Below are 16,528 nucleotides of genomic sequence, written 5' to 3' on the forward strand. Positions count from 1 at the left end.
CTGTGAAAATGTGATACATGATCTGCGGTCATCCAAGTTACAGAATATGAATGCAAAGGAACAAATTGAGAATTTAGAGCTTGAGCTTAAAGCACTCAGGAGAAAATATTATATCAAATCATTTTTCAGAAAAGCCAAAAGGCTTGTCACTGATTTTTTACCGCTGGATTCTATTCCTGCTGAATATTGTGCAGAAAGAATCAAAATAAAGGAAAAGCATGAAGGAGATCTTTATCTTCCCAAAACATTCGGGTCACAGCAGGTTTCTGTAAAAACACCTAAAAATGAAGTGGAAATCTTTGCACTTCAGAATGTGTTATGTATTCCTGATTCCACATACTTTTTAGACATCAAAAAGCAGAAGATCTTTTATGAAAGATGGCATGATGATGACAGGATCATTTATGTGTACAACACCGTGAATCTGATGCAGCACTCTATGACACTGGCTAAGGTAAAGAATCATAAGAACATCTATTATGATGACGAAGCTATTTTTCTTGGGGGAACGTTTACATTCAATTATTATCATTTCCTGATTGATATCCTTTCAAAAATTGAATTTTTCAACCATATTCCGGATGCCAAAAACAAACTGATTATTGTAGATTCGGATGTGGAAAAAGTTGAAAATCTGAAAGAGCTGTTACATTTCTTTCTGAAGGATTATAAGATTGTATTCCTTAACCACGATAAAAACTATTATCAATTTAAAAAACTGTGGCACATCACCAGCATCAATTATGCAGTCCCGAATATTATGCCGGGGGAAAAATATGATGCACGGTTTGCTAAAATATCAAAAGAGTCTCTTCAATACCTGAGAAAGATCTGCTTTGACGGCCTGGATATGAGTAAAGTACAGGTACAGCCTGTGAAAAGGATATTTATTGCCCGAAAATCTAAGTTCAGAAAATATAATGAAGAAGAAGTTCTGGATGTTTCGAAAAAACATGGTTTTGAGGCAGTATTCTTTGAGGACCTGAACATTCATGAACAGATCTATATGGTGAATAATGCAGAGTACATCATTGGTCCGAGTGGTGCGGCATGGACGAATCTGATCTTTGCCAATCCTGGAGCTAAAGGACTTTCCTGGTACAGTGCCGTATGGGGAGACTTTCCTATTTTCTCTACTCTGGCAGCGGAAATGAAATTCGATCTGAACTTCTATATCTATCCTCAGGACGAAGAAGGCTTCCATGAAGATTACAGACTGGATCCGGAGATTTTTGCCCAAAAGCTGGAAGAAATACTTCATTTATAAAAATCTTTATTAAAACAATCATAAGGTTTGCATATGTTTTTCACTAAAAGTGAGAAACTTTACACAGATCAGAGGATACAAAATCAATAGAAACATACTGAATATTCTTTTAGAGGTTTAAAAGTGGTATATCGGTTTTAATACATCATGAAAAATACATTCTGCTGTAATGAGCCAGAAACATTATTATGGTAAAAAATACAAAGAATAATATTCTATTAACCTTACTTTCAGTTCTGGTTTTATCTATATTATTTTATTTCATATATAATTTAAGGGATACTTTTCTTGATGATTCATACATTACTCTCACCTATTCTAAACATTTCTTTCAGGAAGGAAAGCCTTGGTACAATCCGGCGGATACAATTCAGGGGAATGGACAGACCAGTATTTTATGGATGCTTATTCAAAGCCTGTCTTTTAATTTTGAATCTATTACCAATCCCATTTACATCAATAAAGGAATTAGCTTTATACTTATCGTCATTGTATTTTCATTCTTGCTTCAAAGTTTCAGGACGCATCAATCTATTCTCCGTAAGGGATTAATATTTCTATTTTCTGTTTTATTCAGTGTCTGGTCAGCTTTTCAGGTTTCTCATGGCTTGGAAACTGTTTTCTTTGCAACAACTCTATTCCTTTTTCTTAAATACAGGGATCAGAATATAGGCTGTTTACTGGCTTTTATCTTGCCATTCATCAGACCAGAAGCTGTTATATTTACATTTTTCTTTGTAATCGATACTAAACTTTTCAGTAAAGTATTTTTGAAAAGAGCTTTATGTTTACTGGCTTCCATATCGATTTACTTCATGTATACGGCTTATTATTATGATGTATTGATCCCGCTTCCGTTTCTGTTGAAAAATATCCGGGACTTTTCATTTGAAAAAGTAATGAATTTCATTTCTGTCACCCTTATCTTTTCACCAATTCTTGTATTTGCTCTTAAAAACTATAAAACCAGATTGATATTCTATGCACCTTTATTTTTCTTCATCATCTATTATTCTTTTTTCATAGATGAAATAATGAATTTCTTTGACCGTTACAGATACCCGCTATTTGTATACTATATTTATTTTTTAGGATATGAAGACATCCATATTTTAAGAAATAAAAAAATAAATATTGCGTTGTTTGTACTATGTATTTTAGGTATCTTTAATTATTACAAGTATCTGGATATGCATAGGGCTTTTTATGTAGGCCCCTATTTAGAAGCTATAAAGAAAGGACCTATGTATATTGGTAAATATCTGAAGAAAAAATCGTTAGAGGAAGATATAAAATTCAGGGTACTTAATTCAGATGCCGGAGCAATAGCTTATTTTTCAGACTGTTATTTATATGATACCTGGGGACTGAATAATGCCACCCTGCTATTAACTAAAAAAAATAAAGACTGGAATGCCTATCTATCTTATCTGAAACAAACAGATCCTGATTATATCATTCTTATTTCAAAAGATTACCATAAATTTATACCAAGACTTGACTTTGAAGAAAAAATATACAAATACTTTTCACTTCAAGCCAGGCAACCCGCTTTAGTAAGAAAGTCCACGGATGAATATTATTATTTTATATACAGGATACGTCCTTAATTTTAATCCAAATAAAAATTTTTCATACCCGTTATGAATACCCTACCTCCTGTAAGTCTTGTTATCATCACAATGAACCATGAAAAGTTTATTGAGCAGGCCTGTCTGTCTGCTATTTCACAGACTTATCCCAACTATGAGATCATTCTTCTGGATAATGCATCCACAGACAAAACATTTGAAAATGCAGAACGGATACTTTCACAGTTTACGCAACATTATAAGCTGATCAGGAATACTGAAAGCTTTGGGGTTGCCAAAAATATCAATACAGCAGTTGCACAGGCTTCGGGAGAATATGTTTCCCTTCTTTCCGGAGACGACTGGTATACGGAGGACAGCCTGGCGGAGAAGGTGGCTTTCATCGAAAAAAATCCTGTTGACTTTATCCTTTCAGATGGGTATAGATATTACCAGGCTGAGGATAAAATAACAGAAGTCTATACTCCTAAAGAAAAGAAAAGAGTAATAGACAGCATGACGAATTTTTTCCACGAAAATGTTGCTGAAAACAGGACCGCCAACGTCGGAACTTTTGTAAAAAGGGAGCTTCTGGTACAATATCCGTTCGACGAAAACATCAATACTGAAGACTGGGACATGAACCTCCGCCTTACCTCAAAAGGATACAGGGTGGGCTTTATCGATAAAAAGTTATTCTATTACAGAATGCTCCCAACCAGTTTATCAAGAAACTGGAAGCTGATGGAAGATTCTTATAAAAAAGTGACAGGAAAGTATCTTGATTATATTAAAGCAGATAAACAGCTTTACCAGAAATACCGTCTGCAGCTCCTTCATTTCAAATATGAAGTTTTATTGTCTGATCCCCGTTCAGAAGCCGAAAAAGAAAAACTTCAGCTGGAATGGAAGAAAGAAAAATACAGGATCAAATACAAAAATCCGGTTCTTTTCTTTAAGCTGCTGATGCTAAAAAAATAAGATGAAGCTAGAAAACAGCTTCATCTTTTTTATACCTGCAAGTCGTAAAAAGCCGGGAATCAATTTATAATTCATCTTTAAAAACGCATAATTTTAAGTAAATTTGCACCAAAATTTTAATTGAAATGGAGAAAGTAAGAGTACGTTTTGCTCCAAGTCCAACAGGACCTTTGCATTTAGGAGGCGTAAGAACCGCATTATATGATTATCTTTTTGCCAAAAACCAGGGCGGAGAATTTGTATTGAGAATTGAAGATACAGATACGGCAAGATATGTAGAAGGAGCTGAAGAATATATTGAAGAAGCTTTGGAATGGTGCGGAATCATCCCTGATGAAAGTCCTAAAAAAGGAGGAAAATTTGCCCCTTACAGACAATCTGAAAGAAGAGATATCTATGACCGTTATACTGAACAGATCCTGAAAACGGATTACGCTTATCTGGCCTTCGATACTCCGGAGGAGCTGGATGCCATCCGTGCAGAGTATGAAGCAAAAGGCGAGGTCTTCTCCTATGACAATAAAACAAGAAACAGGCTGAGAAACAGCCTTGCGCTTTCCGAAGAAGAAGTTCAGAAATTGCTGGCTGAAAAAACACCGTATGTGGTACGTTTCAAAATGCCCGTAGACCGTATTCTTAATCTTGAAGATATCATCAGAGGAAAATTCTCTGTAAATACCAATACCCTTGACGATAAGGTTCTGGTAAAGAATGACGGGATGCCTACCTATCATTTTGCCAACATCATAGATGATCATGAAATGGAAATTTCCCACGTCATCCGTGGTGAAGAATGGCTTCCTTCTCTTGGTCTGCACACGCTGCTGTATGAAGCAATGAACTGGGAAGCACCTCAGTTTGCCCATCTTTCTTTGATCCTGAAACCGGAAGGAAAAGGAAAATTAAGCAAGAGAGACGGTGACAAATTCGGGTTTCCGGTATTCCCGCTGGATTTTAAAGATCCTGCAACAGGTATTGTGTCCAAAGGATACAGGGAAAACGGATATCTTCCGGATGCCTTCATCAACATGGTGGCCCTTCTGGGATGGTCTCCTGCTGATGATAAGGAAATCCTTACGCTGGATGAAATGTGCAGAGAATTTGATCTTCATAAAGTACATAAAGCCGGGGCAAGATTCAGTAAAGAAAAATCGGAATGGTTCAACCACCAGTATATGCAGATGAAATCTGATGAAGAGCTTCTTCAGATCTTAAAAAATACAGACCTTGACCTGTCCGGTGTTTCAGATGAGAAATTACTGAAAGTTATTGGCCTTATGAAAGAGAGAGCTACTTTCCCTAAAGATATTTACGAAAACGGGAAGTTTTTCTTTGAAGCTCCGGTATCTTATGATGAAAAAGCAGCCAAAAAAGCGTGGAATGAAGAAACGTCTGCTATTTTAGGAGATCTTGCTGAAACACTGAACGGAACGGAAACCTTCAATGCGGAAACTTTAAAACAGACTGTTCACGATTTTGCAGAAGGTAAAGGCCTGGGAATGGGGAAAGTGATGATGCCATTACGTCTTTCTTTAGTGGGAGAACTGAAGGGACCGGATGTTCCGGACATTCTGGAAACGCTTGGAAAAGAGGAAAGTATCGCCAGAATAAACAATGCTATCAATAATTTTAAATAGGTTCTCATAATTTTTCATAAATTTGAAAGATTTAATTTACTTCAAGAAATGGAATATTTAAGTTTCGAACTTCCTATCAAAGAACTAATGGATCAACTTCAGACTTGTTCTTTAGTAGGAGAAGAAAGTGGTGTTGATGTAAAATTAGCATGCAGCCAGATTGAGGATAAGATTTTAGAAAAGAAAAAAGAAATCTACAGTACCCTCACTCCATGGCAAAGAGTACAGCTGTCCCGTCATCCGGATCGTCCATACGCACTGGACTATATCAAGGGAATGACAGATAAAGGCAGCTTCCTAGAACTTCACGGAGACAGAAATTTCGCTGATGACCCTGCAATGGTTGGCGGTTTAGCTACTCTTGACGGTCAGAAAGTAATGATCATAGGAACCCAGAAAGGAAGAACAACCAAAGAAAGACAGCACAGAAGATTCGGGATGCCCAATCCTGAAGGATACAGAAAAGCATTACGCCTGATGAAACTTGCTGAAAAATTCAACATCCCTGTAATCACTTTAGTGGATACTCCGGGAGCTTACCCGGGACTGGAAGCAGAAGAAAGAGGTCAGGGAGAAGCTATTGCCCGAAATATTTTCGAAATGGTACAGCTTAAAACCCCTATCTTCACTTATATTATTGGAGAAGGAGCCAGTGGCGGTGCATTAGGAATTGGTGTTGGAAATAAAGTATATATGTTGGAAAACACGTGGTATACCGTAATTGCTCCGGAAAGCTGCTCCTCTATTTTGTGGAGAAACTGGGATCATAAGGAAGATGCGGCAAATGCCCTGAACCTTACTCCGGCAGATGCTTTAAGAGAGAAATTTATCGACGGAATCATTGAAGAGCCGCTTGGAGGTGCTCATTATGATCCGGAAACCGCTTATTTAAATCTAAAAAATTCTATTTTACAGAATATCAAAGCTTTTTCCAAATTCACAGGACAGGAGCTTGAAACCCAGAGACAGGAGAAATTCATTGCAATGGGACAGTTTAAAGGATAAAAAAACAAACCGGCTGAGAAAAATTTCTCAGCCGGTTTTACTTTAGTTTCCTTCTTATTAAATTTATTTCTATTCTGCTACATTCAAAACCAGTTCAATATCCTGGGTAATCTTTTTTGAAGAACTGTAACTGGCATCACAAATGGCAGTACTCAATACATATTCTCCCTTATCGATCAGGATAAAATTCTGGCTTTTGGCCGCAACACTCAGGCTGTACGATTTTTTACCATTGATTTTCAATACCAGCGGACAGCCGGATTTATTTCTGATGTTCACATAAGCTTCACTTTTTCCTGCGTCATTATTAAATATATGGGTAAGCATGGCTGCTGTCCTTTTAGCTTCATCACTAGGTTCGGATTTACTGGAACCTGTGCTTTTCAATGATCCTGCAGAAGCATAATTTACGGTTCTTTCAGGTTTTGCAGGAGAAGAAGTATTGGAAGCCAGTGTCTTTCCGCTCTTTGTATCCGTATTTTTAGCAATATCCGCCGACCTTCCAACAGGCCTGATGCCAGGTTGTGTTTCTGAAGATGAATGATCTGCCAGAATGATCTCTACCAGTTTTCTTTTAAAAAAGTCTGTTCTGGCATGTCCGGGATTCTGTTTCAGGAAACCGGCAATTACTCTCGGCTCTTTTGAGGTTTCAGCCTCCTGCTCCGTATAGATGATCACCGTTTCTTTTTCTACAACTGTTTTGGTTTTCGTTTTTTTCTTTTTTTGAGAAAAACCTAATGCAAAAATGCATAGAAATATGAGTAGAAAGATTTTTTTCATTAATCAAGTCTTTAAAATAGTATTAAATATATCAATAACGTGAAAAGTCATTTTTTAGTTTATCATTAAAATTATTATCTTTGCACTGCTTTAAAATTAAGCTAAAAATTAATACTAATCTTAAATAAAAAAATAATAGATATTATGTCTTATACACCAGTTGCTGCAGACGTAGCGAAATTAAGAAACCAGACAGGTGCAGGTATGATGGACTGCAAAAAAGCTCTAGTTGAAGCTGAAGGAGACTTCGAAAAAGCGGTAGATATCCTTAGAAAAAAAGGACAGAAAGTTGCTGCCAACAGAGCAGACAGAGAGTCTACTGAAGGTGCTGTAATCGCAAGAGTAAACGAAGACAACACTTTAGGTGCTGTTATTTCTTTAAACTGCGAAACTGACTTCGTTGCCAAGAACGAAGCATTCATCGAGCTTGCTTACGAACTAGCTGAAATGGCTATTTTCGCTGCTACAAAAGAAGAGCTTTTAGCTACGGATTTCCACGGGATCACTGTTGCTGAGAAATTAGTTGAGCAGACCGGTGTAATCGGTGAGAAAATCGAGATCGGAGCTTTCGAAAGAATCGAAGGACCATACCTGGGAGCTTACATCCACGCTGGAAACAAAATCGCTGCTATCACTTCACTTTCTGCTAAAGTAGACGGAGCTGATGAAGCTGCTAAAGCTGTTTCTATGCAGGTTGCTGCTATGAACCCAATCGCTTTGGACGAAACTGCGGTATCTCAGGAAACTATCGACAGAGAATTAGAGATCGAAAGACACAAACTTACTGAAGAAGGTAAGCCTGCAAACATTATCGATAATATCTTAAAAGGTAAAATGCAGAGATTCTACAAAGACAATACTTTGGTACACCAGGATTTCATTAAAGACGGAAGTATCTCAGTTGCTGATTATGTAAAATCTGTAAACGGAGACCTTAAAGTAACAGGATTCGTAAGAGTAAGCTTAGCTTAATCTATCTGATTCAAAATAATATTATGCCCCGGAGCTTATTGCTTTCCGGGGCTTTTCATATCCATACTGCTGAAATAATCAATCGGATAGGTTCCGGTTTATCTGGCTCCGGACCTCAAATAGAATCTCCCTCTTTTGGGGTATTTTTTTAGTCGGTCTTATGGTGTAGCTTTGCTGTAAACTGTCAGCTATGAAATATCTTCTCCACCGATATATTCTGATACTGTCTATTCTGGCCGGATCTTTCCTGTCCGCCCAGAAATCCCTTATTGAGTCAACATTGAATCTTTATCTGAAGAAAGACATGAAGCTGCAGTCAAATTCCGGCCGTTTTGAAGATACCTTAAACGTCGTTACTCCTTATCGTATCCATAATGGAATTTTGTCTGTGGAGACCGAAATGAAAGGAAATTTTCATTACACAGAAAAGCAGGAAGTCCTTCTGTCTGAAATCACAGGGGTTGGTAAGGATATTAATGTGATATTCAAAACCCGGCAGGATGCAGTAAAGATTACCCGTCGTTATATTGGAAAAAGCAGGGATATTCCGGGATATGAGAGCACAGGAAATATGTTCTTCACAGGAATAAGGCAGACCCGGAACAACGAATATCTTGGCAAAGCCCTGTTGAAAGCTTTTGCAAAAGACGGCTACACCATAAAAATTCTTTACTGGTACGACTGAACAACCAACAAATAAACAAATTATGAAAACCATTTCCTTTTTTACTGTCCTGTTTTTAGGTCTTATATGTACTGCCTGCCAACCTTCCGGAACACCGGACAATGAGGTTCTGATACATCAGAATGTTCAGCTGCCTGAAGGTTTTTCCGATGCTGTGGAAAAAAAATACAGTGTTCAGAAAAATATTGATGATACCGGAGCAGTATGCACGTTTGATGTTACTGCTTTAGAAAAAGCCCCCTCTGATTTTGTAGTTAAAAATATTAAAGTTACATTAAAGAAAGGCAGTAAAGGTATCCGGTTTAAGGCCATTATGGGAGAACAAAATGTAAACCTCGGAACAAAAAAAGCTTATGATACTTTTTCCACTCTGGAAATACACTATTACAAACCTGGTGAGAACATCAAAACCTATACAATCACAGCCAGAGGAAAAGTCAGTGAGCTATAAAAAACAAAATCCGATATCAAACAACATCCATTAAAAACTATTATTTAACAGGAAAATGTCTGAGAAAAACCGTTTCGCCGACCAGAATAAAACAGCCTCCGATTTCTACAATGAAGTCTGGATAGTCTGCCCCGTTTGCGAACATAAAGCATTTGCCAAAACTGACATGGAACAGAGAAAAGCAAGACTGTACTGTCCTGAATGCGGCTATAATAAAGACATTTCGATGGAAGTCTGTATTTCCGGCTCCAAAGCCCTCAGCATAAGAGCTGCCCACGTTTATTTCGGAGCAGAGTTATGGCTGCAGCACACTTTTAAAGAAGGGATATTCTGTGCTTATAACGGCAGCCATCTGGAATATCTGGAAAACTACATTGCGGCCGGTCTCCGGGAGCATAAAGATCGTACTCACTTTACGCTGCTGGAAAAACTGCCCGCATTTTACCATACAGCCAAAAACCGCAAATCACTTTTAGCGGTTATAGATAAACTGAAGAAAAAAATAGGTTAAAAAAAAGAAAGAGTATTACCGGCCTTCAGCTTAACAGATATATATTAACCGGAAGAACCTTCCTGCATTACAGTGGGTAAAGCATAAAAAAGATCATTTATTGGTGTTAACAAAATATGACGCAAATTTTAAATATTCAGCAATACCATAATAAAGATCAATTGTTTGATTTTTTTCTATAAAAAATTGATTATTAATGCTTAAATTTGCGGCCCTTATAGTAACGCATGAAAAAATTTCTACTCGCTTTTTGTACATTTTTCTGTTTATTAGTTAATGCGCAATTAGATACGGAGCACTGGTTTGCTCCAATGTCCGCAAGTTCTCTTCAGGGAACTCCTAAGTGTTATTTATACCTGTCTACCAACGAAACAACTCCTTTCCAGGTACAGGTTTACAACAACAATACTGTATTTTCCACAGTACAGGTAAGCAAAGGAAATCCGGTTCAGGTAACCGTTCCTTATCAGTACATGATTGCTTCCACCCTGTCTAATCTTTTTACGCCCAATTCTATGGGATTATATGTAAAAGGAAACAAAAAATTCTTTGCCAATTTCAGGTTTACAGTTCCAAACCAGGCTGAAATCATTACCTCAAAAGGATTGGCGGGTATCGGAAAAAACTTTTTCGTTGGAACAGCTCCTGTTACTTCGGCAAAAGACCATGTGAATTCAACGGTAGGAATTACTGCCACAGAAGATAATACAACCGTAACATTATCCGGATATAATCCCGGGGTTGTTTTCTCTGACGGAATTTCAGCTCCTTCAAGAACAGTTACCCTGAATAAGGGTAAATCTTATATCATTGAGGCTAAAAGTACACTCTCCACTGCCAATTTGAGAGGTCTGATCGGTGCAAAGATTACGGCTAACAAGCCCATTTCTGTTACAAACGGAAACTTTAACAGTATCTATACTACCCAAAACAGCACGAATGTGGATGTACTGATGGATCAGGCTGTTCCGGTAGAAAGACTGGGGAAAGATTTTGTGCTGGTAAAAGGAAACGGACCCGCTGCCTCCGGAATGGAAGCGGCCCTGGTTATCGGAACGGTAGACGGTACTGTACTTACTGTCAATGGAAATTCCGGTAATACCTACACTCTTAATGCCGGCGAACACCGCATCATTCCGGGAACCAATTACAGTGCCACAGGAAATAATATGAGTATTTCCTCCAACAATAATGTGTATGTATATCAGCTTCTTGCAGGAACTTCCGGAAGTACCGTTTACGCAACCGGAGGAATGAACTTTATCCCGCCGTTAAGCTGCTTTCTTCCCAAAGAAATCAATGAAATTGGCTTCATCAACAAAATTGGCACCGATTATTTTGACACCAAGCTAAATATCATTACCCAGACAGGAGCAACGGTAACCTTTAACGGAGCCACGCCTGCCGCCGCTACCGGTCCTTATCCTGTTACCGGAAACCCAAACTGGGTAACTTATTCTATTCAGAATGTTTCCAATAATATAACGGTAACTTCTACCAAACCTGTAACAGCAGGAATCGCAGCCGGTGACGGTGCAGTAGGATACGGAGGTTATTTTGCAGGATTCTCTTCTGTTCCGGCGATTACCAAAACAGGCGACTGTTATACGGGAGTTCGTCTTGAGGTGGACAGCAGCTATGATTCTTATCAATGGTATTTTAACGGGAATCCGATTAACGGAGCCACTACCTACTTCATCAATCCTGAACTGTACGGAGCAGGAACTTATACCTGCTATATCACAAAAAACAACTGTGAATCCAGGATGACTTATGAATATGAATATACATTATGTCCCCCGATCTCCACAACCACCTATAATATAGGATCGTGTAATACCAAAGTGATTACTCCGGTATTTACAAGCTCAACACAGCCTGTTAATATTTCACAGACCAGCATCATTGTACAGCCTGCCAACGGGACGGTATCTGTAAACCCTGCCAACGGACAGATTACATACACACCCAACCCTGGTCTCACGGCTGATGCAACAGATACATTTACTTACTACATTCAGGGGAATGGGAATCCTGCTGATTTTGAATATTTCAAAGTCAATATCAATATAGATGTTCTGCAGACTCAGGACGCCACCCTGGCATCATGTGCCGCAACTAACGGAAACGGAACCTATAACCTTACCACAGCTGTTGTTTCCCCGGATGCAGGAACTACGGCAACGTATTTTACCAATGCTAATTTAACAGGGCAGATTGCCAGCCCAGCGACCTATACAGGTCCGCCGGGAATAATCTATGTAAATGTTGCCTCTTCCTTCGGATGTACAAAAACAGCACAGATTACTTTAACGCAAAACCTCTCTCCAAATATCAATACAGCGAATTTCAATGCGAGTTTCTGTGATGATGATTTTGATGGAATTATCAATGTAAATTTCAATAACGTAACTCCACAGATCGTTGCCAATTCTGCCAACTTCACCGTAAAATATTACCTTACCCAGGCAGATGCCAATGCAGGAAATAATAGCAATCTTCCTTCGAACTGGACGTACACGGCCAATACAACGGTATATGTAAGGGTATTTTCCAATGTAAGCGACTGCCCTTCTGCTTTCGGACAGATTAATTTTACAATAGGAGGCAAAATCCCGCTGATCACCGCAAATGCAGTTGCCGATATCTGTGATAATGACCTTAGCGGATCTGAATCTGTAAATCTTAATGACTATAAGAATTTATTTACACTGGACCCTAACGTCATTCTGTCATTCTATTCTACATTGGCCAATGCACAGGCAGGTACAGGAGCAATTTCGCCCAATCAGAATATTACTTCCGTACATACTTTCTATGTAAGGTTCCAGAGTTCCACAGGATGTCCTAATACCGGTACTCTTAAACTGACTTTAAAAACGCCTAAAAAATCTGAAAGACTGCATGACCAGGTAGTGTGTTCTACTGAAAGAGTAGTACTTGATCCTGGCCCGGGATTCACGTCTTATCTGTGGAGTACCGGGGCTACCACTCCAACCATCGCAGTGGGGCCTGGAAATTATTATGTAGATCTTGGATTCAACGGATGTGTATACCGCCAGACTGTAAACGTAACGACCGCACAGGCTCCTGTTATTACAAGAATAGACATGTCCGGGTCAACAGCAACAGTATATGTAACCGGAGGTACACCTCCTTATCAGTATTCCCTTGACGGAATCAATTATCAGCCGTCGAATGTCTTCCCGGGCTTGTCCAGAGGGATTCATAAGGTATATGTATTGGGAGCCGACGGATGTCTTCCTGTTACGAAAGAGTTTCTGGTAATCAACCTTGTGAATACCATCACTCCAAACGGAGACGGAATCAATGATGTTCTTAATTATTCTGAGCTGAAAATAAAAGAAAATGTAAGCATAGAGGTTGCCGACCGTTACGGAGCTTCTGTTTACCGCTCTGCAGATAAAAATTACATCTGGGACGGCAAAGTGAGCGGGCGAAGTATTCCAACCGGAACTTACTGGTATGTATTACGATGGACGGAACCGGACACTAAATTATCAGTTTCTTACTCCGGATGGCTTTTAATTAAAAATCGATAATAAAAATTAACTTTTATTTACATTTCACTAACGCTATTTGAAATATTATTTTAATTTTGTAGAAATCCTAATTCCATACATATGAAAAGATTTTTACTCAGCTTAGTATTGGTTTTTCTGACGGCAAATATGGTTCTTGCACAAAGGGACACCGAGCACTGGTTTGCTCCTATGGCAGCAAGATCAGGCGCGCTTTCATCGGCTAAACAGGCTTTATATTTGTCTACGGATTCTACCACTCCTTTTGATGTGGAAATATACAGCCGGAATGCCACAGGCTACCAATTGCTGGCAACAAGAACGATCAGTAAAGGGGATCCTAAAACATATGATGTAGAAACCGCAAAAATGGTCACTTCAAATTCCACGGAATTATTCAAGCCTGTAAACATGGGGTTGTACGTGAAAGGGACCAAACCTTTTTTTGCAAACTACAGATTCAGTGTAACCAACCACGGGGAAATATTGACCTCTAAAGGTAAAGCCGGTATCGGAACCAAGTTTTATGCTGTAACCGCTCCGATTCTTGCCTCATCAGGCCTGATGATGTACCTTAATTTCACTACCGGAATTATGGCTACGGAAGACAATACAACCGTTACCGTTACAGGATATAATGCGGGAGTTCTGTTTACCAATGGTACTACGGGAGCTACTGTTCCTACCATGAATATCACCCTCAATAAAGGACAGTCCTATATTATTGAAGGGCAGATGAACAGCTCAAATACCACTGCTGCCAACGCATCCGGATTTATCGGTTCCAAAATAGAATCGAACAAACCTATTTCGGTCACCAATGGAAACTTCAACGGGCAGTTTGCTCTTCCTGCTACCACAGCCCTTTCCTCAGATATCGTAATGGACCAGTCCGTGCCCGTCAACAGGTTAGGAAATGAATTCATCATGGTAAAAGGAAATGGAAGTACTACGGACGGGATAGAAGATGCTCTTATCGTGGCTACCGAAAACAATACAGAAGTATACCTGAACGGATCAGGCTCTCCTGTTCAGGTCCTCAACGAAGGACAATGGATGAGAGCGGGCCAGGGTCCCAACGGTACATTTGTTAATCCTTATATTGACCAGGGAAGCGGACATCTGAATATGCACATTAAAACTTCTAAAAATGTATATGTGTACCAGATGCTGGCAGGGGCTCCTGTTAACCCTGTTCCTACGGTTGGATTCAACTATATTCCGCCACTGAACTGTTTCCTTCCGAGAAGGATTGATGAAATAGGAAAAATAGAAGAACTTCCGGAAACCATCAACAGTGGAGCCAAAAATGTAAAATTAAATATTCTTACCGAAACAGGAGCTACCGTTACCGTTACGGCCAACGGAGCACCGCCTACCACTCCTACCGCAGCACAGGGACCTTTTCCCGTAGCCGGAACTACCGCGTGGGTGTCCTACTCTATACCTAATGTTACCGGAAACGTTACCGTTACCTCAACAAAAGCCGTTACCGCAGGGATTGCCGCAGGAAGTGGAGCCGTTGGATATGGCGGTTATTTTGCCGGTTTCTCTTCAATTCCTGTCATTACAAAGCGTTCCGGAGAATGTGCTCCGGGGATTATCCTGGAAGTGGATGACAGCTATGAAGGGTATCAGTGGTTCAGAAACGGAAATATCATTGTGGGGGCAACCACCAACGTATATGCTCCTACCCTTTCAGGAAACTATACTGTAAGAGTAAGCATGGGAACCTGCCCACCTCTTACCACTGCTGTTTATAAAGTATTCAGCTGCTTAAAAGAAACGACTCAGGCTCTTAATATCTGTGCAGCCAAAGTAATTACTCCAGCATTTACATCTTCATCACAGACTCCGGTGCCGGGTACCGTAGTGATCATTACACCGCCTACCAATGGGACGGCAGTCGTTAATCCTAACGGAACAATTACCTACACTCCCACAGCCAATTTCAACGGTTCGGATAAAATTGTCTATAAATTCTGTGGCAACGATGCTGAATTTACAGATTGTGAACAGATCACTTTAAACCTTACCGTAGTTCCTTTCGTAGTAAAAGATGCAGAGATTACGGCCTGTTGGTATGATGTAGCCCCTTATGCCTATTTTGATCTTACGAAAGCCAATATTACAGATTATGCGTTAGCCATTAAAAAGTATTACCGTACAATGGCTGATCTTAATGCAGGAACCAATGAAATTACCACTCCTGAAAATTTCCCTGCTACCGGAGGTGTTGTTTTCGTTAAGGTAACAACTGTTGAAGGATGTATGGCTGTTTCAAAAATTACGCTTACTCCGCTTCCTATCAGAAAATCACCTTTACTGGTAGATCAGTATATTTGTATCGACAGCAGAACCAATCTGGATGCAGGTCCCGGATATGAATCCTACCTGTGGAATACCGGAGCAACAACTTCCTCTATTCAGGGGGTTGGTGTTGGAGAATATTCCGTAATACTGAAGAAAAACGGATGCTTCCTAACACAGGTGGTAAGAGTAAGAAAAGCTGAAGATCCTGTGATTTCCAAGATTGAAATTTCAAATACCACGGTTACAGTAATAGCAAACGGAGGAAAAGCACCATATAAATATGCGGTAGACACACCTACCAACTGGCAGGATTCCAACGTATTTACGGGAATGACCAGAGGTCAGCATACATTCTATGTGAAAGATGCTTACAACTGTAATCCTACTTCTGTGGAAGTTACCGTTCCGAACCTGATCAATGCCATTACTCCAAACGGTGATAATAAAAATGATTACATCGATTATAGTGAACTGTCTTATAAAGAAAATCTTTCTTTCATGATTTACGACCGATACGGAAACAAGGTTTTCACCGGAGATAAGTTTAATAACTACAAATGGGACGGAAAACATTTTGACAAAAAAATACTCACCGGAACCTACTGGTATCACATCAATTGGAATGAATCTAACAAAGAAAAAACTCCGATTAAATATACAGGATGGGTCTTAGTTAAAAATATAGAATAAACTCATTATTTAATATGAATATTTAAACCACGATTATATATCGTGGTTTTTTTATTAACAAAATTCAAACATTTTAAACATTTCCTAAAAATCGATCATTAATTATGATATATTTGTAAAAAA

12 protein-coding genes are annotated in these 16,528 nt (G+C 39.1%); 11 read left to right on the top strand and 1 reads right to left on the bottom strand.

The window, feature by feature from the left end:
• Window positions 1-46 precede the first annotated feature (46 nt).
• The 5 genes from AC106S_RS18675 (at window position 47) to AC106S_RS18695 (ending at window position 6,461) form a co-directional block, all read left to right on the top strand.
• Window positions 47-1,267, top strand: a complete 1,221-nt coding sequence (locus tag AC106S_RS18675) for a glycosyltransferase family 61 protein (RefSeq protein ID WP_482441183.1) — start codon at window positions 47-49, stop codon at window positions 1,265-1,267.
• A gap of 188 nt (window positions 1,268-1,455) precedes the next feature.
• The gene (locus AC106S_RS18680; protein ID WP_482441184.1) at window positions 1,456-2,877 is read left to right on the top strand and encodes a hypothetical protein; all 1,422 of its coding nucleotides are present in this window, start codon (window positions 1,456-1,458) and stop codon (window positions 2,875-2,877) included.
• 33 nt (window positions 2,878-2,910) lie between these two features.
• On the top strand, window positions 2,911-3,819 hold the full coding sequence (locus AC106S_RS18685; RefSeq protein ID WP_482441185.1) for a glycosyltransferase family 2 protein: 909 nt from the start codon (window positions 2,911-2,913) through the stop codon (window positions 3,817-3,819).
• 125 nt (window positions 3,820-3,944) lie between these two features.
• The gene (gene gltX / locus AC106S_RS18690; RefSeq protein WP_482441186.1) at window positions 3,945-5,456 is read left to right on the top strand and encodes a glutamate--tRNA ligase; all 1,512 of its coding nucleotides are present in this window, start codon (window positions 3,945-3,947) and stop codon (window positions 5,454-5,456) included.
• Between the two features lie 48 nt (window positions 5,457-5,504).
• Window positions 5,505-6,461 carry an acetyl-CoA carboxylase carboxyltransferase subunit alpha gene (locus AC106S_RS18695; RefSeq protein ID WP_482441187.1) on the top strand — a complete coding sequence of 319 codons (957 nt, stop codon included), beginning with the start codon at window positions 5,505-5,507 and terminating at the stop codon, window positions 6,459-6,461.
• 69 nt (window positions 6,462-6,530) lie between these two features.
• Here the strand turns inward: AC106S_RS18695 and AC106S_RS18700 are convergent, their stop codons facing one another.
• Entirely contained in the window at window positions 6,531-7,241 is a 711-nt protein-coding gene (locus tag AC106S_RS18700) for a DUF6759 domain-containing protein (RefSeq protein ID WP_482441188.1), read from the bottom strand.
• Window positions 7,242-7,385: 144 nt separating this feature from the next.
• Here AC106S_RS18700 and tsf point away from each other — a divergent pair, with 144 nt between their 5' ends.
• The 6 genes from tsf (at window position 7,386) to AC106S_RS18730 (ending at window position 16,405) form a co-directional block, all read left to right on the top strand.
• Window positions 7,386-8,213, top strand: coding sequence for a translation elongation factor Ts (gene tsf / locus AC106S_RS18705; protein ID WP_482441189.1), 828 nt, complete (start codon window positions 7,386-7,388; stop codon window positions 8,211-8,213).
• A 190-nt stretch (window positions 8,214-8,403) separates the two neighbouring features.
• Complete coding sequence (locus AC106S_RS18710; RefSeq protein ID WP_482441190.1) at window positions 8,404-8,898, top strand: hypothetical protein; 495 nt, start codon at window positions 8,404-8,406, stop codon at window positions 8,896-8,898.
• A gap of 22 nt (window positions 8,899-8,920) precedes the next feature.
• The gene (locus AC106S_RS18715; protein ID WP_482441191.1) at window positions 8,921-9,349 is read left to right on the top strand and encodes a hypothetical protein; all 429 of its coding nucleotides are present in this window, start codon (window positions 8,921-8,923) and stop codon (window positions 9,347-9,349) included.
• 55 nt (window positions 9,350-9,404) lie between these two features.
• Window positions 9,405-9,860 carry a hypothetical protein gene (locus AC106S_RS18720; protein WP_482441192.1) on the top strand — a complete coding sequence of 152 codons (456 nt, stop codon included), beginning with the start codon at window positions 9,405-9,407 and terminating at the stop codon, window positions 9,858-9,860.
• 227 nt (window positions 9,861-10,087) lie between these two features.
• The gene (locus tag AC106S_RS18725; protein ID WP_482441193.1) at window positions 10,088-13,423 is read left to right on the top strand and encodes a T9SS type B sorting domain-containing protein; all 3,336 of its coding nucleotides are present in this window, start codon (window positions 10,088-10,090) and stop codon (window positions 13,421-13,423) included.
• A gap of 81 nt (window positions 13,424-13,504) precedes the next feature.
• Window positions 13,505-16,405, top strand: coding sequence for a T9SS type B sorting domain-containing protein (locus AC106S_RS18730; protein WP_482441194.1), 2,901 nt, complete (start codon window positions 13,505-13,507; stop codon window positions 16,403-16,405).
• Window positions 16,406-16,528 lie beyond the last annotated feature (123 nt).

It is taken from the genome of Chryseobacterium sp. FR054 (genome assembly GCF_056844565.1).

What these genes read in the sequence shown, in the direction of transcription:
- AC106S_RS18675 (WP_482441183.1), top strand. Translation starts at nt 47, where the DNA reads ATGAATGCAAAGGAACAAATTGAGAATTTAGAGCTTGAGCTTAAAGCA.
- AC106S_RS18680 (WP_482441184.1), top strand. Translation starts at nt 1,456, where the DNA reads ATGGTAAAAAATACAAAGAATAATATTCTATTAACCTTACTTTCAGTT.
- AC106S_RS18685 (WP_482441185.1), top strand. Translation starts at nt 2,911, where the DNA reads ATGAATACCCTACCTCCTGTAAGTCTTGTTATCATCACAATGAACCAT.
- gltX (WP_482441186.1), top strand. Translation starts at nt 3,945, where the DNA reads ATGGAGAAAGTAAGAGTACGTTTTGCTCCAAGTCCAACAGGACCTTTG.
- AC106S_RS18695 (WP_482441187.1), top strand. Translation starts at nt 5,505, where the DNA reads ATGGAATATTTAAGTTTCGAACTTCCTATCAAAGAACTAATGGATCAA.
- AC106S_RS18700 (WP_482441188.1), bottom strand. Translation starts at nt 7,241, where the DNA reads ATGAAAAAAATCTTTCTACTCATATTTCTATGCATTTTTGCATTAGGT.
- tsf (WP_482441189.1), top strand. Translation starts at nt 7,386, where the DNA reads ATGTCTTATACACCAGTTGCTGCAGACGTAGCGAAATTAAGAAACCAG.
- AC106S_RS18710 (WP_482441190.1), top strand. Translation starts at nt 8,404, where the DNA reads ATGAAATATCTTCTCCACCGATATATTCTGATACTGTCTATTCTGGCC.
- AC106S_RS18715 (WP_482441191.1), top strand. Translation starts at nt 8,921, where the DNA reads ATGAAAACCATTTCCTTTTTTACTGTCCTGTTTTTAGGTCTTATATGT.
- AC106S_RS18720 (WP_482441192.1), top strand. Translation starts at nt 9,405, where the DNA reads ATGTCTGAGAAAAACCGTTTCGCCGACCAGAATAAAACAGCCTCCGAT.
- AC106S_RS18725 (WP_482441193.1), top strand. Translation starts at nt 10,088, where the DNA reads ATGAAAAAATTTCTACTCGCTTTTTGTACATTTTTCTGTTTATTAGTT.
- AC106S_RS18730 (WP_482441194.1), top strand. Translation starts at nt 13,505, where the DNA reads ATGAAAAGATTTTTACTCAGCTTAGTATTGGTTTTTCTGACGGCAAAT.